The organism is Alkalicella caledoniensis, from assembly GCF_014467015.1.
GTDB lineage: Bacteria > Bacillota > Proteinivoracia > Proteinivoracales > Proteinivoracaceae > Alkalicella > Alkalicella caledoniensis.
On record NZ_CP058559.1, the window covers coordinates 2,029,475 to 2,045,873 of the forward strand.

Sequence of the window (16,399 nt, forward strand, 5' to 3'; positions counted from 1 at the left end):
ACAAGAAAGGATTTGTTCATATGAGTGATAATAATAACTGGATCTCGGACTTAGGTCTAAAGGAATTTTTACATACAGTTTGGGAGAAGTCAGGCTTCAAAGAGCCTACAGATGTTCAAAAACAAGCTGTGCCCCTTATTTTAAACGGCAAGGATGTAGTAGCAGAGTCGCCCACAGGTACAGGAAAAACTTTGGCCTACCTGTTACCTATATTAGAAAAATTAGATCCAAAACAAAAGAACATACAAGCCTTAGTATTAGCACCATCCCACGAACTTGCTATGCAGATATATCAAGTAATAGGAGAATGGACACAGGGAAGTGATATAAAAAGTGCTTCCTTTATTGGGGGAGCCAATGTAAAGAAACAGCTTGAAAGTCTAAAGGATAAACCGCAAATAGCTGTAGGTACAGTTGGACGCATTATAGAATTAATCAACATGAAGAAAATGAAGATGCATGAGGTAAAAACAATTGTTGTGGATGAATTTGATGTGCTTATCGCCCAAGAGCATGTAAATAAATTAAAGCTTATTATTAAGAGTACCCTAAAAGATAGGCAGATCCTTTGCTTTTCTGCAACCTTATCAGAAAAAACAGAGGAAATTGCCAGGGAAATAATGAAAGAACCGAAAATAGTCCAAGTGAAGAGGATAAAAGAAAACTCTGCCACAGAACATGTCTATGTCATTTGTGAAGAAAGAGAAAAGATTGACACATTGCTAAAGGTAGTTCGAACTGAGGAAATGAAAGCTTTGATATTTATAAATGATATACATAAGATATCTGAGATTGAGGCTAAATTACTTTTTAAAGGCATGAGTTTAGGTGTTATAACAGGAAATTCCTCTAAAAAAGAGAGGATGGAGTCCATAAGGGATTTTCGCTCAGGGAAGTTATCCCTACTGGTTGCAACAGATGTTTCTGCCAGGGGGCTAGATATTCAGGGGTTGACACACGTGGTTAACTTTGACCTGCCCCATGATTCTAAACAGTATATTCACCGCAGTGGAAGAACTGGAAGAATGGGAGCAAAGGGAACAGTAGTATCACTATTAACAAATAAGGAAGAAAACATACTAAAAAGAATTTGTAGCAAGTTGGATATAAGCCTAGGTGAAAAGAAGCTTTTCTCTGGCAAACTAGTTGATGATAGAAATTTTAATAGAAAGTAGATAAAGTAAAAGCGCCAAAGGGCGCTTTTACTTTATTTACTTAACAGTAATTTTATATTCACAACTGAACTCTTTCCCTGGGTTAAGTCTTAGGATCCCCTCTTTTTCTTTAATATTTCCTGTGGAGCTTTCGGTGTCAGCTATGCCAAACCATGGCTCTATGCAAACAAAAGGGGCTCCTTCTGGCTTGCTCCATATTCCTAAGTAAGGGAAACCGTTAAAATCAACTGTAACGGATTTCCTTGAGGAATTGGTCTTAATAGATACCTTATTGGAATTAAGACCCTGTAGTATTAAAGCATCATCTTTAAAGAGAGATGTATCTAATTGGATAATATTTTGGTTATTTAATACAGGTGCTACATTATTGGATATTACTCCTTCGTTCAAAACCCTACTGCCTATGGTTTCTGCTTGTTCAAACTCTAAATAATAGCCATCTTGAATGCCATCAGGGCCAAAGGGCCAATTAAAGGCGGGGTGTGCCCCTATGCTAAAGTACATGTCTTCACTACCTGTATTTTTAACTATGTAGGTAATAACAATGTCATTGTTAATAACTTTATAAATAACCCTAAGATCAAAAAAATAGGGATATTTTCTAAGGGTTTCTTCACTACTATTGAGAACAAAAACCACTTCTGTATCTGACTGGCTAATTACTTCAAATTCCATATCCCTAGCAAAACCATGTTGAGACATATTATATGTTTTGTTATCAATACAGCAAGTGTTATCCACAAGTTTACCCACAATGGGGAAAAGTATGGGTGCATGTCTAGCCCAAAACTTCGGATTTCCTTGCCACAGATACTCAGTATTATCTTCCTTTAAAAGGATGCTTGTTAACTCAGCGCCTTGAGATTTTGCCCTTACAACGACCTTCTCATTTTCTAATGTAATCAAGATATAACCTCCTTAAATAAACTACCTAGTTAATAATATATCAGTTTAATAATATTCAGTAAAGAAACCATAGCGCATTTAAAAATGAGCATGGGAGATAATATAAGTATAAATAATATTTTACTTAAGGAGTGTATTTATGAAAAATAATAATGACACAATGACAAAGGCTGCCATACAGAGAATAAAAGAGTTAGAGTGCCCCACAGGAGAATTAGAAGGAAGAATAGCTAGAATTCTTGAAAGATATGATGTGGCTAGTAGCCGTGAGGTAGAGATAGAGATTAGTTCCAGTTCGGACATGGATGATGGACAATTATACAAGATACAACTGCCTGGAGAGGCTCAATCAATTATGGTAGAAGCAAAGACTGGAATGGATGACTATGTGACAATTGTTACTGATGTATATATGGATGGAGTAATAACAGAGTAAATATATGATTAAACTCATAGTGGATTAGGTCTTTGAACTATGATAAAATCTTGCTATCAGTACTAATTAAGGGGTGGAACAATGTATAATTTCGGAAGAGGATATTGGAAAGATATAAAACAAGGAAATGAACGTGAATGGGTACTTGGAAATGGACTAGGAGGTTATGCCTGTCATTCAATAATTGGTGGGGGTTTTAGGCTACAACATGGATATCTAACTGCAGCAGTTAAGGCACCTACCGTTAGATATCATGTATTTACAAGGACCCAGGAACAAATTATTCTAAATGGCAAAAAACATGATTTGACTTCCCAAGAATATGTAAACTGGAATAAAAATGGGCAGGAATACCTATCTCGATTTACCTTCCATCATGTACCTACATACAAGTATCAAGTTGAAGATATATCAGTTACTAAAACAATTGCCATGGAATACGGTCACAACACAACAACTGTGTGTTATGAAGTTGAAAATGGCATGGAGGCAGCCCAGCTAAATATAGTCCCACTATTTAATTATAGGGCTTCTGGAGCGGCATCAGAAAAGGGAGATTTGAATTTCCAAGTGGTACAAAGGGATGATAAACTATTTTTAATTCCCGAAAAAAACCCAGCTGTTGTAATTAAGTTTATGACCTCTGAAGGTATTTATTTTGACAGAAAAGAGATTCCGACTACCATGGCTGAACCATGCTTCACCATGGAGGGGGACCATTTTTATAGGTTTGAAAGTGTGACAGGATATACAGGTCTTGATAATCATTTTACTCCTTATGAAATCCAGATTAAGTTAGAGCCCTTTGAAAAAAAGAAGTTTTATATTATCTGCACAACGGAGGAGTTCCCCAAGAAAGATGGATTTAAAATAGTGCAAGAATACAAAGACCGAATGAAAGATCTTATAAATAAAGCTGGATATAAAAAAAATCTTGCAAACAGTTTGGTTGAGGCAGCAGATCATTTTATAGTACATAGGCAATCAACAGGGCTTAAAACTATACTTGCAGGTTTACCTTGGTTTACTGATTGGGGTAGAGATACCATGATTGCTTTACAAGGATTGACACTGGCAACAAAAAGGTTTCATGATGCTAGGGAGATACTAGAGTCTTTTTCCCGCTATGTAAAAAACGGGCTTATTCCTAATTTGTTTCCAGATGGCGATGCAGAGCCCATGTACAATACAGTAGATGCATCTATGTGGTATTTCCATTCTGTAGACCAGTATTTAAAATACACAGGTTCAACTGATGACTATGAATTTATCAAAGAGAAGATATATCCTAAATTGAAGGAAATCATAGAGGCTTATAAAAGAGGAACTGATTTTTCCATTGGTATGGACCAAGACAGTTTAATTTTTGCAGGAAATGGTTTTGATCAGGTTACGTGGATGGACGTAAGGGTAGGAGACTGGGTAGTGACACCTAGGCATGGAAAGCCTGTGGAGATAAATGCCCTTTGGTACAATGCCCTACGGGTTATGGCTGATTTGGCTCATAAATTTGATGATAATTCACAGGAATATCTAGAGCTTTCTGAAAAAGTTAAGAAATCATTCAATGAAAAGTTTTGGAATGAAGAGACCCAATGCTTGTACGATGTTGTTGATGGGAATGACGGGAGTATTAGGCCGAACCAAATTTGGGCAGTATCCTTGCCTTATACTATGCTTTCAGGTAGTAAAGCCAAGCAGGTTGTGGATGTGGTACATAAACATCTTTACTCAACCTATGGGCTTAAGTCCTTATCAAACAACGATCCACAGTATAAAGGTAAATACATAGGCAAACTTATAAATCGCGATGGAGCTTATCATATGGGAACAACTTGGACCTTCCCCCTAGGTGGATTTATATCAGCCTACTGTAAAGTTAACAATTATTCAAAGGAAGCCATATTGAAAGCCAAAGATATGTGTGAGGTTTTTGAAGACCATCTTCGTGATGGCTGTATAAATGGCATAGCAGAGATTTTCGACGGTGACTTCAGTTCTGTAAGTAGAGGTTGCTTTTCCCAAGCTTGGAGTGTGTCAGAAATTCTAAGAGCATATACAGAAGATGTTTTACCAAACCTATAAGTTTTAGACAAAGGGAAGGAAGTCTAAAAATCAATACTGGACTGATACATAAAAAAATATTTAGACAAAATACTAAAGATAGCACACTAAAAGGAGTGATATCTTTTGAACAATAACTTAAACAATGTACAGCTTAGGGAAAATATTATGGACTTTCTGCAAGAACATATGGATGGATCACTGGCAACTGTAAAAAATGGCATGCCCCGTTGCAGCCCAGTTCGTTATTTCATAGGAGATGATATGGAAGTTTATATACTATCTGCAGGGGGAGAAAAGTTTAATGCTATTAAGGAAAACCCAAATGTTTGCTTGCTAGTAAATAGTGAGTACCTAGACCATAGAAGAATAAAAGGGGTTCAAGTATTTGGAAAAGCTACAACTAGCTTATCAGAACCTGACCTTTACCATGAGGCTATTGGGTACGCACCAGATCCATTTCTTATGGAAAGGGAAAAGAGTCAGCTTAGGGTTATAAAGGTCGTTCCAGAAGAGGTTGTGTATTTAGATGCCCTAAAAGATGGTGATAGGACAAAACAGACTCTAAAAACAGAAGATATTTTCCATGAGCAAGGTCAGATGGTAATGGACGATATACAAACCTATATACCCTCCCTTGACTAATAGAAATATTAACAAATTATTAAATATACCCTAGCTTAGGTTATATATATTGACAGTAGCATAGGATTTAGATAAGATAACAATAATTATTTTTTGAAATAGTGAGTGTACCTAATTCATGAGCGGTACAGGGATAAAATCCTACACGTAGAGAAAACCCCTACGGAGTCACTTTAGTGACTTCGTAGGGGTTTTATATTTTAACATATTAAAGGGATGGTGGGATTCTTATGAACTACAGAAAAAACATTAATATTTACTCCTATTATCGTATGTTTGGTGAGTTGATAATCCTTGGACCAATCATTATGGTATTCCTAAGGGAAAAAGGCTTATCTTTTTCAGAGATAATGCTAATTAGCTCTATAGGTTCAATTAGTGTATTTATCTTTGAAGTACCAACAGGAATTTTAGCAGACAAAATAAGTAGAAAGTATAGCTTAGTATTAGGGAGCCTTTTGTGGACATTACAACTAATCATAATGATATTTGCCAACAGTTTTCTGGCCTTTGCCGTGGCTGAAATATTCTTAGCACTAGGTATAACATTAAAATCAGGTGCAAAAACAGCCCTTCTTTACGACAGTTTAAAAACAATCAATAGAGAAAACGAGATCCAAAAATATGAAGGGAAAGCTAACCCCCTCATATTTTATAGCCAGGCCATAGGTTCTATAGCTGCAGGCTTTTTGTATACCATAAACATATACTTGCCTTTTGTGATTTCTGCAGTAAATACTGTAATAGCTGCCATTATAGCCCTTAGGTTTTCTGAACCACCCATAGAAGACAAAAAAGATAAGGATTCCTACTTCAAATTTGTTAAAGAAAGTGGAAAATATGTGATGAATCATAGCAAAGTAAAGGCAGTAATCCTATACGGAACTATTTTTTACATGTTTTATAGGGCAGGTTTCTTTTTTTTCCAACCGTACTTTGAAGGAGTAAACATAAATATCAAATACTTTGGACTATTATTTGCATTATTTAACATAGTGGCAGGGATAGTGGCACAAAATGCCCATACCATAATGTCTAAGGCTAAAAGAAGAACACTCACCCTTTTATCAGGATTAATGATACTCTCTTTCTTCACGATGACAATCACTAAAGTTTGGATAGGGGCCTTTGCTATATTGCTACAACAAGCAGCCAGAGGCTTGTACCCATCAATCATAAGTAAGTACATGAACAAGCATATACCTTCAAACAGAAGAGCCACTATAATGTCACTGTACAGTCTTGTGGTAAATGTATCCGCAGCTTTACTATACCCAGTTCTAGGGATAATCATGGATAGATCAGGGGTATTTGCAATCCATGGAATAATGACTGTGGCTATGTTAGTGCTAACAGCTATAACACTAACTTACTATGGAAGAGTTAACAACTCATTACTAAACAGTGAGAAAGTAGCATAAGAAAAGCAGGGGTAGCACCCCTGCTTTAGTTATTTACAGTCCTTTGGTATAAAAAATCTTTATAATCGTGGATATAGCCCTCATAAACTAACTCTTTGTCTTCCATATCGTATAGGTCGCTGGTGCTGATCAGGGCTGGTATTTTAGTTGTATCATATACCTTACTATTGATCATAACCTCAGATACAAACTGTGAACAGAAATAATGATGCTTTCTTATGATTGGACGGTGTAAAATAACACCAAAAAGGCCTAGGAAATTATATCTAAATTTGTTTTGCTCTTTCTTAAAACGCTCTACTTCCTTTAGCAAATTATTGTATTGTTCTTCAGTTATCTTTATCCTATAGACCGCACATCTACTATTGGAGCATTTTTTAAACATCCCATCATAGAAACTCTCAACTACAAACCCCCCAGACAAAGGATTATTGGGATTAGTCCTGCCAAATGAATACAGTTGGTTAAAGCTATCATCAAAGCTTATAGATGTATGAGGATACTGTAAATTGCCCAAAAAATATATAGCCCTTGAAAGCCAAGTGTCAGTTTTAGAGAACACCAAGTACATATACTTATCCATAGCTACTGGTACAACTCCCTCGTTAAATTCTTAAAATTAAAGTAATAATATTATACACTATTTTGTCCTAAGAAGAACAGATTTTAGAAAAAGTTAATATTTCCATTAAAGGAAAAGCCTAATTAGGGTAGAATTTATAAGTAAAGAAATGGGGGCAAATAAACATGGGTGTACATATCACTGAATTAGACAAGAGAAATCTAAAAAAATGTGCCCACGAAGTAATGTTATTATGGTATTTAGATTTAAGTAAATAATTGCCAGAAAGTTAGGAGTATGGTATAATATTTTATAATTATAAGAAATGGAGGTGTAGATACTTTGGAATCTTTAGTTAATTCTACATTGAACAGATTACCTAACCGTAGTATGAAAGATAACATGTTTTCAAAAAAGGGAGGAGTATGTCCAATTTCAGATATTAGCTAAGGAAAAGTAAATCTATGCCGTTGTTTAAGTTAATTGATTAAATTAACCTAGGTAGGATTGGCTTGCCTAGGTTTTTTTGTGCATATATTTAGCAATGAATCCTTGGCTTGGCTTAGCTTGGTAAGGCAATAAGCTTAGGTTATTGAGGAGGATAAAAAAATGATAGAAATAGCTTTGAAAAATATAAAAAAATATTATGGCGGTAATGAAATAATAAAGGATATAAGTTTAGAAGTTATACGTGGTGAAAAAGTGGGTATTGTGGGAGTTAATGGTTCAGGTAAAACTACACTTTTTAAAATTATTACTGGAAATGAAAATCACGACCAAGGTACATTAGCTATAAGTAAAGGCGCAGTGCTAGGATATCTTGATCAAATTCCTGTTTTTTCTGATGGGGTGCTGGTTTCAGAAGTTCTAGAAATGGCTTTCCAAGAAGAGTTTAAATTATTAAAAGAAATCAGAGCTTTGGAGCAAGGCATGGCCATAACTACAGGAAAAGAACTAGATAGAATAATGAAACAATACGCAGACTTACATGACTTGTACACCTTCAAGGGTGGGTATGAAATAGAAGAAAGAATAAGTAAAGTCTGCACAGGGCTGAAAATTACAGAAGAGTTCAAAGGCCGCCAATTTAATAGTTTGAGTGGCGGAGAAAAAACCACAGTAATGCTTGGGAAAATACTTCTTCAAACATGTAATGTTTTACTTTTAGATGAGCCATCTAACCACTTGGATATGGAATCAATAGAATGGCTTGAAGGATATCTAAGGGACTATAGGGGAACAGTTGTGATTATATCCCATGACAGATACTTTTTGGACAGAGTTGTAAACAAAATTATTGAGGTGGAAGCAGGGGAAGCAGAAATATACCATGGTAACTATTCTTACTTTGTGGAAGAGAAGAACCGCAGATTATTAGAAGCTATGAATGCATATAAAAATCAAGAGAAAAAATTAAAATCCATGGAGGAATCCATCAAGAGATTAAGGCAGTGGGGGATCCAAGGCGACAATGAGAAGTTTTTCAAGAAGGCTGCCAGTATCCAAAAAAGGCTTGATAAAATAGAAAGATTGAAAAAACCCATAATGGAACGGAAAAAGGCTCAACTGCAGTTTAATGCTAAAGACAGATCAGGCAAGGATGTAATTAGCATGAAAGGAGTAAATAAATCCTTTGATGGTGAAGGGATATTGAGCTCTTTGGATATGGAATTATCTTACGGAGAAAAGGTTGCTATTTTAGGTAAAAATGGATGTGGTAAAACAACCTTAATCAAAGTGATAACTGGGCAATATAGCTGTGAAGCAGGAGAGGTAAAGATAGGCTCCAATGTGAAAATAGGATACCTTGAACAAAACATTGTATTTCCTAATGAAGGCGAAACCATACTTGGGTATTTCAGAGATAAATATCCTTGCAACGAAGGAGTTGCAAGGAGCATACTATCTAAATACTTGTTTTATGGAGAGGATGTATTTAAGAAGCTAGGGTCTTTGTCAGGTGGAGAAAAAAGCAGATTAAGACTTTGCCAGCTGATTTATGACAATGTCAATACATTGATACTAGATGAACCTACAAATCACTTGGATATTGAATCTAGGGAGATGCTAGAGGAGTCGTTAGATGATTTTAAAGGAACAGTGTTATTTATTTCCCATGATAGGTACTTTGTTAACGGTCTGGCAGAAAAAGTAATGCTTCTTAATGATGGTAAAATAACTGAGTATCAAGGAAACTATGACTACTATAAAGAAAAGTGCAAAGATGAAGCTAGTATAGGGGAAAAGAAGAATCAAATATGCACTAAGAAAAAAGAATCACTTTCCAAGCCTAAAGTTATTCAAACAAATAAAGTTAAGCCACAAGAGAAAATAGAGATTGAGATAGAAGAACTAGAGCAAATAATAAGCTCAATAGAAGTTAAAATGCAAAGTGAACTGAGCCTAGAACAACTTCAGACACTACAAAATGAAAAAGAAGAATTACAAAATAAATTGGATTTGTTATTAGAAGCCTGGGTAGGGGCTTAGAAGGTAAGCCATGGGTCAATTGATATTAGCTAGAGGGAAGATAGTATTGTAATAGGGTTTTTATGACAAATGGGCAAAGTAAGGTATAATGTTCAGTAGATGAATTATTGAAAGGAATGCTGTTATGGATAAAAAATTAGTTTTAGCGGAAAAACCCTCTGTGGGAAGGGATCTAGCAAAAGCCCTAAATTGTAACAAAAAAGGTAATGGATTCATGGAAGGTGAAAAACATATAGTCACATGGGCACTGGGACATTTGGTAACACTTGCCGACCCTGAAGCCTATGGAAAGCAATACGCTAATTGGAGCCTTGAACATCTTCCAATGCTACCTAAACAGTTGGAACTGGTAGTAATTAAACAAACTGGCAAGCAGTATAATACTGTTAAATCGCTAATGCACAGAAAAGATGTTAGGGAGATAATCATTGCCACAGATGCTGGTAGGGAAGGTGAGCTTGTGGCTAGGTGGATTATAGAAAAGGCCAATGTAAAAAAGCCTATCAAAAGGCTCTGGATATCTTCCGTCACTGACAAGGCCATCAAAGAAGGGTTTAACAAGCTAAGGGACGGAAGAAAGTACGAGAACCTATACCTATCTGCTGTGGCTAGGGCAGAAGCTGACTGGCTAGTGGGTATAAATGCAACTAGGGCACTGACTACTAAGTTCAATGCTCAACTTTCCTGTGGAAGGGTACAGTCACCAACCCTAGCTATAATTGCAGCTAGGGAAGAAGAAATAAGTAGTTTTAAGCCAAAGGAATTTTATGGTTTAAAGGCAGTATGTAATGATATAACCTTTACTTGGCAGGATTCAAAGACAAAGGATATGAAAACCTTTGATAAGGAAAAGATTGAAAGAATAGCAAAGGCCTCAACTAATCAAAAAGTTGAAGTCATAGATATAGACAAAAACTTGAAAAAAACATATTCTCCTGGGCTGTATGACCTTACTGAACTGCAGAGGGACGCAAACAGAATATGGGGCTATAGTGCCAAGGATACATTGTCCATTATGCAAAAACTATATGAGAATCATAAGGTTTTAACATACCCAAGGACAGACTCAAGGTTTATATCTTCGGATATCGTAGAGACCATAAAGGATAGGCTAAAGGCATGTAGTGTAGGGCCTTATGGTAAGTTAACAAGTAAGATTCTTAAAAATCCCATTAAAGTAAATAAAAACTTTGTGGACGATAGCAAGGTTTCAGACCATCATGCTATCATTCCAACAGAGGAATATGTAAACTTAACTGCTTTAAATGATAAAGAACGTAAGATATTTGATTTAGTTGTAAAGAGATTCTTTGCTGTGTTATATCCTCCCTTTGAATACGAACAAACAACAATTTCAGCTAAAGTTAACAGTGAGATTTTTACCGCCAAGGGGAAAATGGTTATATCCCAAGGTTGGAAAGAAGTATATGATAATAGCTTTGATGATGAATCTAAAGGTACAGAGCAAGATCAAAGCTTGCCCAAGGTAAAGATAGCCAAGGGAGACATATTAGATATATCAAGGATTGAAAAGACCAGTGGGTACACTAAACCACCTGCTTTCTTTAGTGAGGGAACCCTTCTTTCTGCAATGGAAAACCCCAGTAAGTATATGGAACGGGATAATAAAGAACTTGTAAAAATCATAGGTGAGACAGGTGGCATAGGAACTGTGGCCACTAGGGCTGATATCATTGAAAAACTTTTCAATAGCTTCCTTATAGAAAAAAAGGGAAAAGATATAGCAATAACATCTAAAGGGAAGCAACTTTTAGAACTTGTACCAAGGGATCTGAAATCGCCCACACTAACTGCCCAGTGGGAACAAAAACTTGACTCCATAGCTAAAGGTAAGCTAAATAAAGATAAATTTATTGAGGAAATCCGCCATTACACAAAGGAAACCGTTCAAGAAATCAAAAACAGCAACGATAAATTTATACACGACAACATAACCAGAAGCAAGTGTCCTGAGTGTGGTAAGTACATGCTTGAGGTTAATGGCAAAAGAGGTAAGATGCTGGTTTGCCAAGATAGGGACTGTGGTAAAAGGGAAATGGTTGCTAAGGTAACCAATGCCCGCTGTCCTAACTGCCGTAAGAAGCTAGAACTGAGGGGGGAAGGGGAAGGCCAAATATTTGTTTGCCCCTGCGGCCATAAGGAAAAGCTCTCTGCTTTCAATGAAAGGAAAAAACAGAGCAATACAAAGGTATCCAAAAAGGATGTAAACAAATATCTTAAGGATCAGAACAAACAAAAAGAAGAACCCATGAATTCAGCTCTAGCAGATGCCTTAGCAAAGCTAAAGTTTGACAAGTAGAACAATACTGCTTTTTAATATACACATCTAGGGTCAATGACTTTGTCTTAGTTTGTCTACAAGCAGAAAGGATAGCCCTCAAAAAAGGGGCTATCCTTTCTGCTTCTACTCTACTCTACTTTATTACCCTTATAACTTAGATTTTTATATGCAGGTCCTTCAATAACAACGCCCTTATGATTAAACCTAGACCCGTGGCAAGGGCAGTCCCAGGATTTTTCAGCGTTATTCCAATTTAACTCACAACCCATATGTGTACAGGTAGTATCAACCACATGTAAGATTCCTTCCTCGTCTTTATAACAACCTAATTTTTGACCTCCCCCTTCTAGTACCACAGCATGACCTTTTTCTATCTCTGAATGTTTTGAGAGGGTAGCTATTTTGCCCGTAAAAAGGTTGGCAGCCACATTTAAATTTTCTGAGATAAATGTCTTAGCAGAGGCTGTAGGTGTAAAACGAGATGGATTATATACATCTAACCATGGGTTTTCACCCTTTGTAATTAAGTCACTTATAATCATTGATGCAGCAGTACTGTTAGTCATTCCCCATTTTCCAAAACCTGTAGCCACAAAAATGTTTTCATGTTTAGCTGTTAGGTTACCAACATAAGGTATGTCATCTAAAGTAAGAAGGTCTTGGGTAGACCAATGAAAAGGCACGTCTTCAACAGTGTAAATCTCCCTAGCAAAATCCAACAAGTTGCTATAATGCATTGAAGTATCTTTGCTTTGACCAGTCTTATGATTTTCCCCACCCACTAGAACTAACTTCTGCCCATCAAAGTCTGTATAGCGAAGTGAACGGGTAGGCTCTTCAGCGTTTATATACATTCCTCCTGCAAAGTCTTCCTTTGTTTTAACTCCAACCACATAAGAACGCTCTGGATGTAGCCTTGTGAAATACATTCCAAAACCTTCATAGAAGGGGAAATGTGAAGCTATCACTATATATTTAGCAGTGACCTTTTTGCCAGTGTCAGTAATTACACTGTTTTCCTTTATATCTACACATCTAGTGTTTTCGTAGATGGTATCACCCTTTTCATTAACTTGATTTGCAAGGGCTAAGAGATATTTTCTTGGATGAAATTGAGCCTGGTTATTAAACTGTATAGCAGCCTTTACTTGTATGGGTATTTGAAGTTCATTTGTATATGTAGCATCAATGCCCAAGTCAACTGCCCTTAGGGTTTCTGCTTCTATCTGACTGATGTACTCATCTGATTGTGTAAAAACATATGCATTTTGCCTCGTAAAGTCACAATCTATTTTATGTTCTGTTACTATATCTGAAATGGTTTTGATTGCAGTTTCATTGGCAGTGGCATACTGCCAGGCCTTCTCTTGGCCTAAGGATTTGGTGAGTTTGTCATAAATTAGGTTATGCTGAGAAGTAATCTTAGCAGTGGTATAACCAGTGGTTCCCTTTAAAATACTACCTGATTCAAGGATAGCTACTGAATAGCCAGCCTTCTTTAGAAGAAATGCTGTTGTGATCCCTACCATGCCCCCTCCCACTATTGCTACATCTACATTTAAATCTTCTTGTAAAGAAGGTAGTGTGGGCTGTGGTATAGAATCAATCCAAAAGGATTTGGGGGATATATCAAAATTCAATTTCATTTTTTAATCTCTCCTTGAAAAACATTTTATTAATAAAATGCCCTAAATTAGGAGATTTAATGAGTGGTAATGCAAAGTAGTACAAAAATTAAACCCAAGCAGCCTTTAAAAAGGCTGCTTGGGTTTTAATAGTGTTGGCCGTTTTCGTAGTACTTTCTTGTTTCGTATACCATAAAGGCTACTTCCACCTCATGATATCCAACTGATTTGATATGTTTCGTAACAATTTGTGCCGCACTATCTTGAACTTCTAGGCCTCTGTCAAACCATGCAAATTCAATAAAAGGGTAACCCTCAATTTCTTCTCCATCAAATATGTAGTTAGAGCCAATAGCCTCTAAAACAAAGTGGTCCCTTGGACACCCGATTAGAGTAGCTAGCTCATCAACTAAATCCTTGCTAAATTTCTTTATCTGTTCCTTCTTAACTCCGTGAAAACGCAGTTGAGGCATGAAAGTCACTCTCCTTTAAATAAGATAATATGTGGCTTGATTATTTAGCTTTTTAGTAGCTCCAATTCTTCTTCTGTCAGTTCTCTGTACTCACCTAATTCTAGTTCAGGATCTAGGGGTAGTGCTCCCATTGATATCCTCTTAAGGTAAGTAACTCTTTTGCCAACGGCTTCAAACATTCTCTTAACTTGATGGTATTTACCTTCGTATATTGTAAGTTCAATTTCAGACTCAGTATCACTTTTTAATATCTTTAGCTCCCCGGGTAGGGTTTTATAGCCGTCATCTAAAGTAACTCCTTTACTAAAGGCATCAGCGTCTGCATCAGTAACAATACCTTCAATAACAGCATAGTAGGTCTTTGGTACATGTTTTTTTGGTGAAGTTATTTGGTGTGCAAGTTTTCCGTCGTTGGTAAGTAGCAAAAAGCCTTCGGTATCTTTATCTAGTCTACCTACAGGGAACGGATTAAAGACCCAATCCTCTTCTTCTAAAAGGTCCACAACCACTTCGTCATCTCTATCCTCAGTTGCAGAAAGTACTCCTTGGGGTTTATTCATCATTAAGTAGATGAATTCTCTGTATTTTATGGGTTTTTTGTTTACTGCTATTACATCCACGTATGGGGAAACATAGACTCCAGGGTCAGTTGCTAGTTCACCATTTATAGTTATTCGCTGCTCCTTAACCATTTTCTTTAAATCTTTCCTAGACCCAACTCCTATATGGGACAAAACCTTATCAAGTCTAAGTTTTAAATTTTTATTGTTCATAATTTAACCTCCTTTTAATCACCATCAATCCACCGCCATCCAGGTGGATATTCGTTTTTGAGCCATAGACCTGCACTTTTTGCCCATCCCAGTGGGAAATTATCAATGGAGATTAAGTGCCAACCCTTAGCCCATTTAATGTCTTCTTTTTGAATGGTTTCTCCCTTTAGAAATCTTATAGCTAGATCCATATCTTCAGATTGGGAGGAATCGAAGTTTAAAATCTGGGTAGCCTTTATAACATAGTCCTTAGATAGGCCCATGGAAAAAGCTTGACTGGGTTTAAAGCGACCTTTAGCTATTGTCCCTAGTAACCAACCAGAACGGAGTACCCTCAAACCCTTAAGATTAGGAAGCAAATTGCTTTCCCATAGAATATGACCACTTCTTTCAAGTAATATACCATTAGATGGCATCAAGGAATTCAGGAAATCTAAGTTAGGATCATCCCATATATCTTTAGTAAAGGCCTGTACAGCTTCCATACTTTCTTTGGGTAGGTTAATCAAGCTCTTAGTGTTTTTCACATCTCTTATGTCATCTAGGGTATCTTGTTCATTATGTAATAGGGAAACAAAATGCCCTTCTCCACGAACTTCATGGGGCCACAATCTAGTCTCCTTGAGTATTTTAAATTGATTATTCTCACTGGCTAAATTTCTAACCTGAGCTTCGTTTTCTTCCGGTGAAAATGTACAAGTAGAATAAACAACGTTTCCTCCAGGCCTTAGCAAAGCGGGGATATGGCCTAAAATTTCCCTTTGCCAGGAGGAGTATTTTAAGACTTCCTCTTCACTCCAGCCCTTTATCATATCAGGCTCTTTTCTGAACATACCTTCCCCTGAACATGGTGCATCCACAAGGATTTTATCAAAAAAGCCTTTAAAGTGAGCTGCAATTTTTTCCGGAGAATCATTGAGTACAACTAAATTTCTAACTCCGTATCGTTCCATATTTTTAAGGAGTACCTTAGCTCGGTTACTACTAATATCATTTACTACTAATAGGCCACTATCACCTATTTTAGCAGCTAGCTGTAGTGACTTTCCCCCTGGAGCCGCGCAAAGGTCTAAGACCCTGTCACCTTCCTTTACATCTAAAAGCTCTGCTGGCATCATAGCACTGGGCTCTTGAATATAATATAGTCCAGCGTAATACAAAGGACTCTTAGCAGGTCTGACTGTTTCTTCATTGTAGTAAAAGCCATCACTACTCCAAGGGATTTTATCATCTAAATAAGGGAGCATGGCAGTAAGCTCTTCAGGAGTTAATTTGAGGCCGTTTGCCCTAAGGCCAGAGTATTTTGGGAAATTATAGCTTAACACAAACTTTTCGTAATCTGCTCCTAAGAGACATTTCATTTTATCTATAAAGGGTTGGGGTAAATTCATAGTAATAATTACCTCGCTCACATATTTAATCTTCTTTTCTAATATAGGAAATATAAGGGTTAATTATACAGTACTCTTTATTGTAATATAAAGTTGGAAAGTTGGAAAGGGGGAAAGGGGAAAAGGAGAAAGGGGA

Annotated in this window: 13 protein-coding genes; 7 read left to right on the top strand and 6 right to left on the bottom strand. The window is 36.6% G+C overall.

Translation table 11 applies throughout. The features are described from left to right. Positions 1-20 precede the first annotated feature (20 nt). A complete protein-coding gene (locus HYG86_RS10065; RefSeq protein ID WP_213165448.1) occupies positions 21-1,175 on the top strand; it encodes a DEAD/DEAH box helicase in 1,155 nt (384 codons plus the stop codon). Between the two features lie 36 nt (positions 1,176-1,211). On the opposite strand, the gene HYG86_RS10070 is transcribed toward HYG86_RS10065, so the two are convergent. Continuing rightward, positions 1,212-2,081, bottom strand: a complete 870-nt coding sequence (locus HYG86_RS10070; RefSeq protein WP_246451736.1) for an aldose 1-epimerase family protein — start codon at positions 2,079-2,081, stop codon at positions 1,212-1,214. Positions 2,082-2,220: 139 nt separating this feature from the next. Here HYG86_RS10070 and HYG86_RS10075 point away from each other — a divergent pair, with 139 nt between their 5' ends. From HYG86_RS10075 to HYG86_RS10090, 4 genes are all read left to right on the top strand, one after another. After that, entirely contained in the window at positions 2,221-2,517 is a 297-nt protein-coding gene (locus HYG86_RS10075; RefSeq protein WP_246451737.1) for a hypothetical protein, read from the top strand. Positions 2,518-2,598: 81 nt separating this feature from the next. After that, positions 2,599-4,602, top strand: a complete 2,004-nt coding sequence (locus HYG86_RS10080; RefSeq protein ID WP_213165449.1) for an amylo-alpha-1,6-glucosidase — start codon at positions 2,599-2,601, stop codon at positions 4,600-4,602. Positions 4,603-4,707: 105 nt separating this feature from the next. Further along, a complete protein-coding gene (locus HYG86_RS10085) occupies positions 4,708-5,226 on the top strand; it encodes a pyridoxamine 5'-phosphate oxidase family protein (protein ID WP_213165450.1) in 519 nt (172 codons plus the stop codon). A 230-nt stretch (positions 5,227-5,456) separates the two neighbouring features. Beyond that, entirely contained in the window at positions 5,457-6,647 is a 1,191-nt protein-coding gene (locus HYG86_RS10090) for an MFS transporter (protein ID WP_213165451.1), read from the top strand. Between the two features lie 25 nt (positions 6,648-6,672). Here HYG86_RS10090 and HYG86_RS10095 read toward each other — a convergent pair whose 3' ends face one another. Further along, positions 6,673-7,230 carry a hypothetical protein gene (locus HYG86_RS10095; protein ID WP_213165452.1) on the bottom strand — a complete coding sequence of 186 codons (558 nt, stop codon included), beginning with the start codon at positions 7,228-7,230 and terminating at the stop codon, positions 6,673-6,675. A 588-nt stretch (positions 7,231-7,818) separates the two neighbouring features. Between HYG86_RS10095 and abc-f the strand changes: the two genes are divergently transcribed. Continuing rightward, a complete protein-coding gene (gene abc-f / locus HYG86_RS10100) occupies positions 7,819-9,699 on the top strand; it encodes a ribosomal protection-like ABC-F family protein (protein ID WP_213165453.1) in 1,881 nt (626 codons plus the stop codon). 124 nt (positions 9,700-9,823) lie between these two features. Further along, entirely contained in the window at positions 9,824-12,019 is a 2,196-nt protein-coding gene (locus HYG86_RS10105) for a DNA topoisomerase III (RefSeq protein WP_213165454.1), read from the top strand. Positions 12,020-12,129: 110 nt separating this feature from the next. On the opposite strand, the gene HYG86_RS10110 is transcribed toward HYG86_RS10105, so the two are convergent. From HYG86_RS10110 to HYG86_RS10125, 4 genes are all read right to left on the bottom strand, one after another. Then, positions 12,130-13,647, bottom strand: a complete 1,518-nt coding sequence (locus HYG86_RS10110) for an FAD-dependent oxidoreductase (protein ID WP_213165455.1) — start codon at positions 13,645-13,647, stop codon at positions 12,130-12,132. A 125-nt stretch (positions 13,648-13,772) separates the two neighbouring features. Further along, on the bottom strand, positions 13,773-14,099 hold the full coding sequence (locus tag HYG86_RS10115; protein ID WP_213165456.1) for a DUF1904 family protein: 327 nt from the start codon (positions 14,097-14,099) through the stop codon (positions 13,773-13,775). A 44-nt stretch (positions 14,100-14,143) separates the two neighbouring features. Beyond that, entirely contained in the window at positions 14,144-14,872 is a 729-nt protein-coding gene (locus tag HYG86_RS10120; protein WP_213165457.1) for a pseudouridine synthase, read from the bottom strand. A gap of 14 nt (positions 14,873-14,886) precedes the next feature. Further along, complete coding sequence (locus HYG86_RS10125) at positions 14,887-16,263, bottom strand: RsmB/NOP family class I SAM-dependent RNA methyltransferase (RefSeq protein WP_213165458.1); 1,377 nt, start codon at positions 16,261-16,263, stop codon at positions 14,887-14,889. Positions 16,264-16,399 lie beyond the last annotated feature (136 nt).

What these genes read in the sequence shown, in the direction of transcription:
- HYG86_RS10065 (WP_213165448.1), top strand. Translation starts at nt 21, where the DNA reads ATGAGTGATAATAATAACTGGATCTCGGACTTAGGTCTAAAGGAATTT.
- HYG86_RS10075 (WP_246451737.1), top strand. Translation starts at nt 2,221, where the DNA reads ATGAAAAATAATAATGACACAATGACAAAGGCTGCCATACAGAGAATA.
- HYG86_RS10080 (WP_213165449.1), top strand. Translation starts at nt 2,599, where the DNA reads ATGTATAATTTCGGAAGAGGATATTGGAAAGATATAAAACAAGGAAAT.
- HYG86_RS10090 (WP_213165451.1), top strand. Translation starts at nt 5,457, where the DNA reads ATGAACTACAGAAAAAACATTAATATTTACTCCTATTATCGTATGTTT.
- HYG86_RS10095 (WP_213165452.1), bottom strand. Translation starts at nt 7,230, where the DNA reads ATGGATAAGTATATGTACTTGGTGTTCTCTAAAACTGACACTTGGCTT.
- abc-f (WP_213165453.1), top strand. Translation starts at nt 7,819, where the DNA reads ATGATAGAAATAGCTTTGAAAAATATAAAAAAATATTATGGCGGTAAT.
- HYG86_RS10105 (WP_213165454.1), top strand. Translation starts at nt 9,824, where the DNA reads ATGGATAAAAAATTAGTTTTAGCGGAAAAACCCTCTGTGGGAAGGGAT.
- HYG86_RS10110 (WP_213165455.1), bottom strand. Translation starts at nt 13,647, where the DNA reads ATGAAATTGAATTTTGATATATCCCCCAAATCCTTTTGGATTGATTCT.
- HYG86_RS10115 (WP_213165456.1), bottom strand. Translation starts at nt 14,099, where the DNA reads ATGCCTCAACTGCGTTTTCACGGAGTTAAGAAGGAACAGATAAAGAAA.
- HYG86_RS10120 (WP_213165457.1), bottom strand. Translation starts at nt 14,872, where the DNA reads ATGAACAATAAAAATTTAAAACTTAGACTTGATAAGGTTTTGTCCCAT.
- HYG86_RS10125 (WP_213165458.1), bottom strand. Translation starts at nt 16,263, where the DNA reads ATGAATTTACCCCAACCCTTTATAGATAAAATGAAATGTCTCTTAGGA.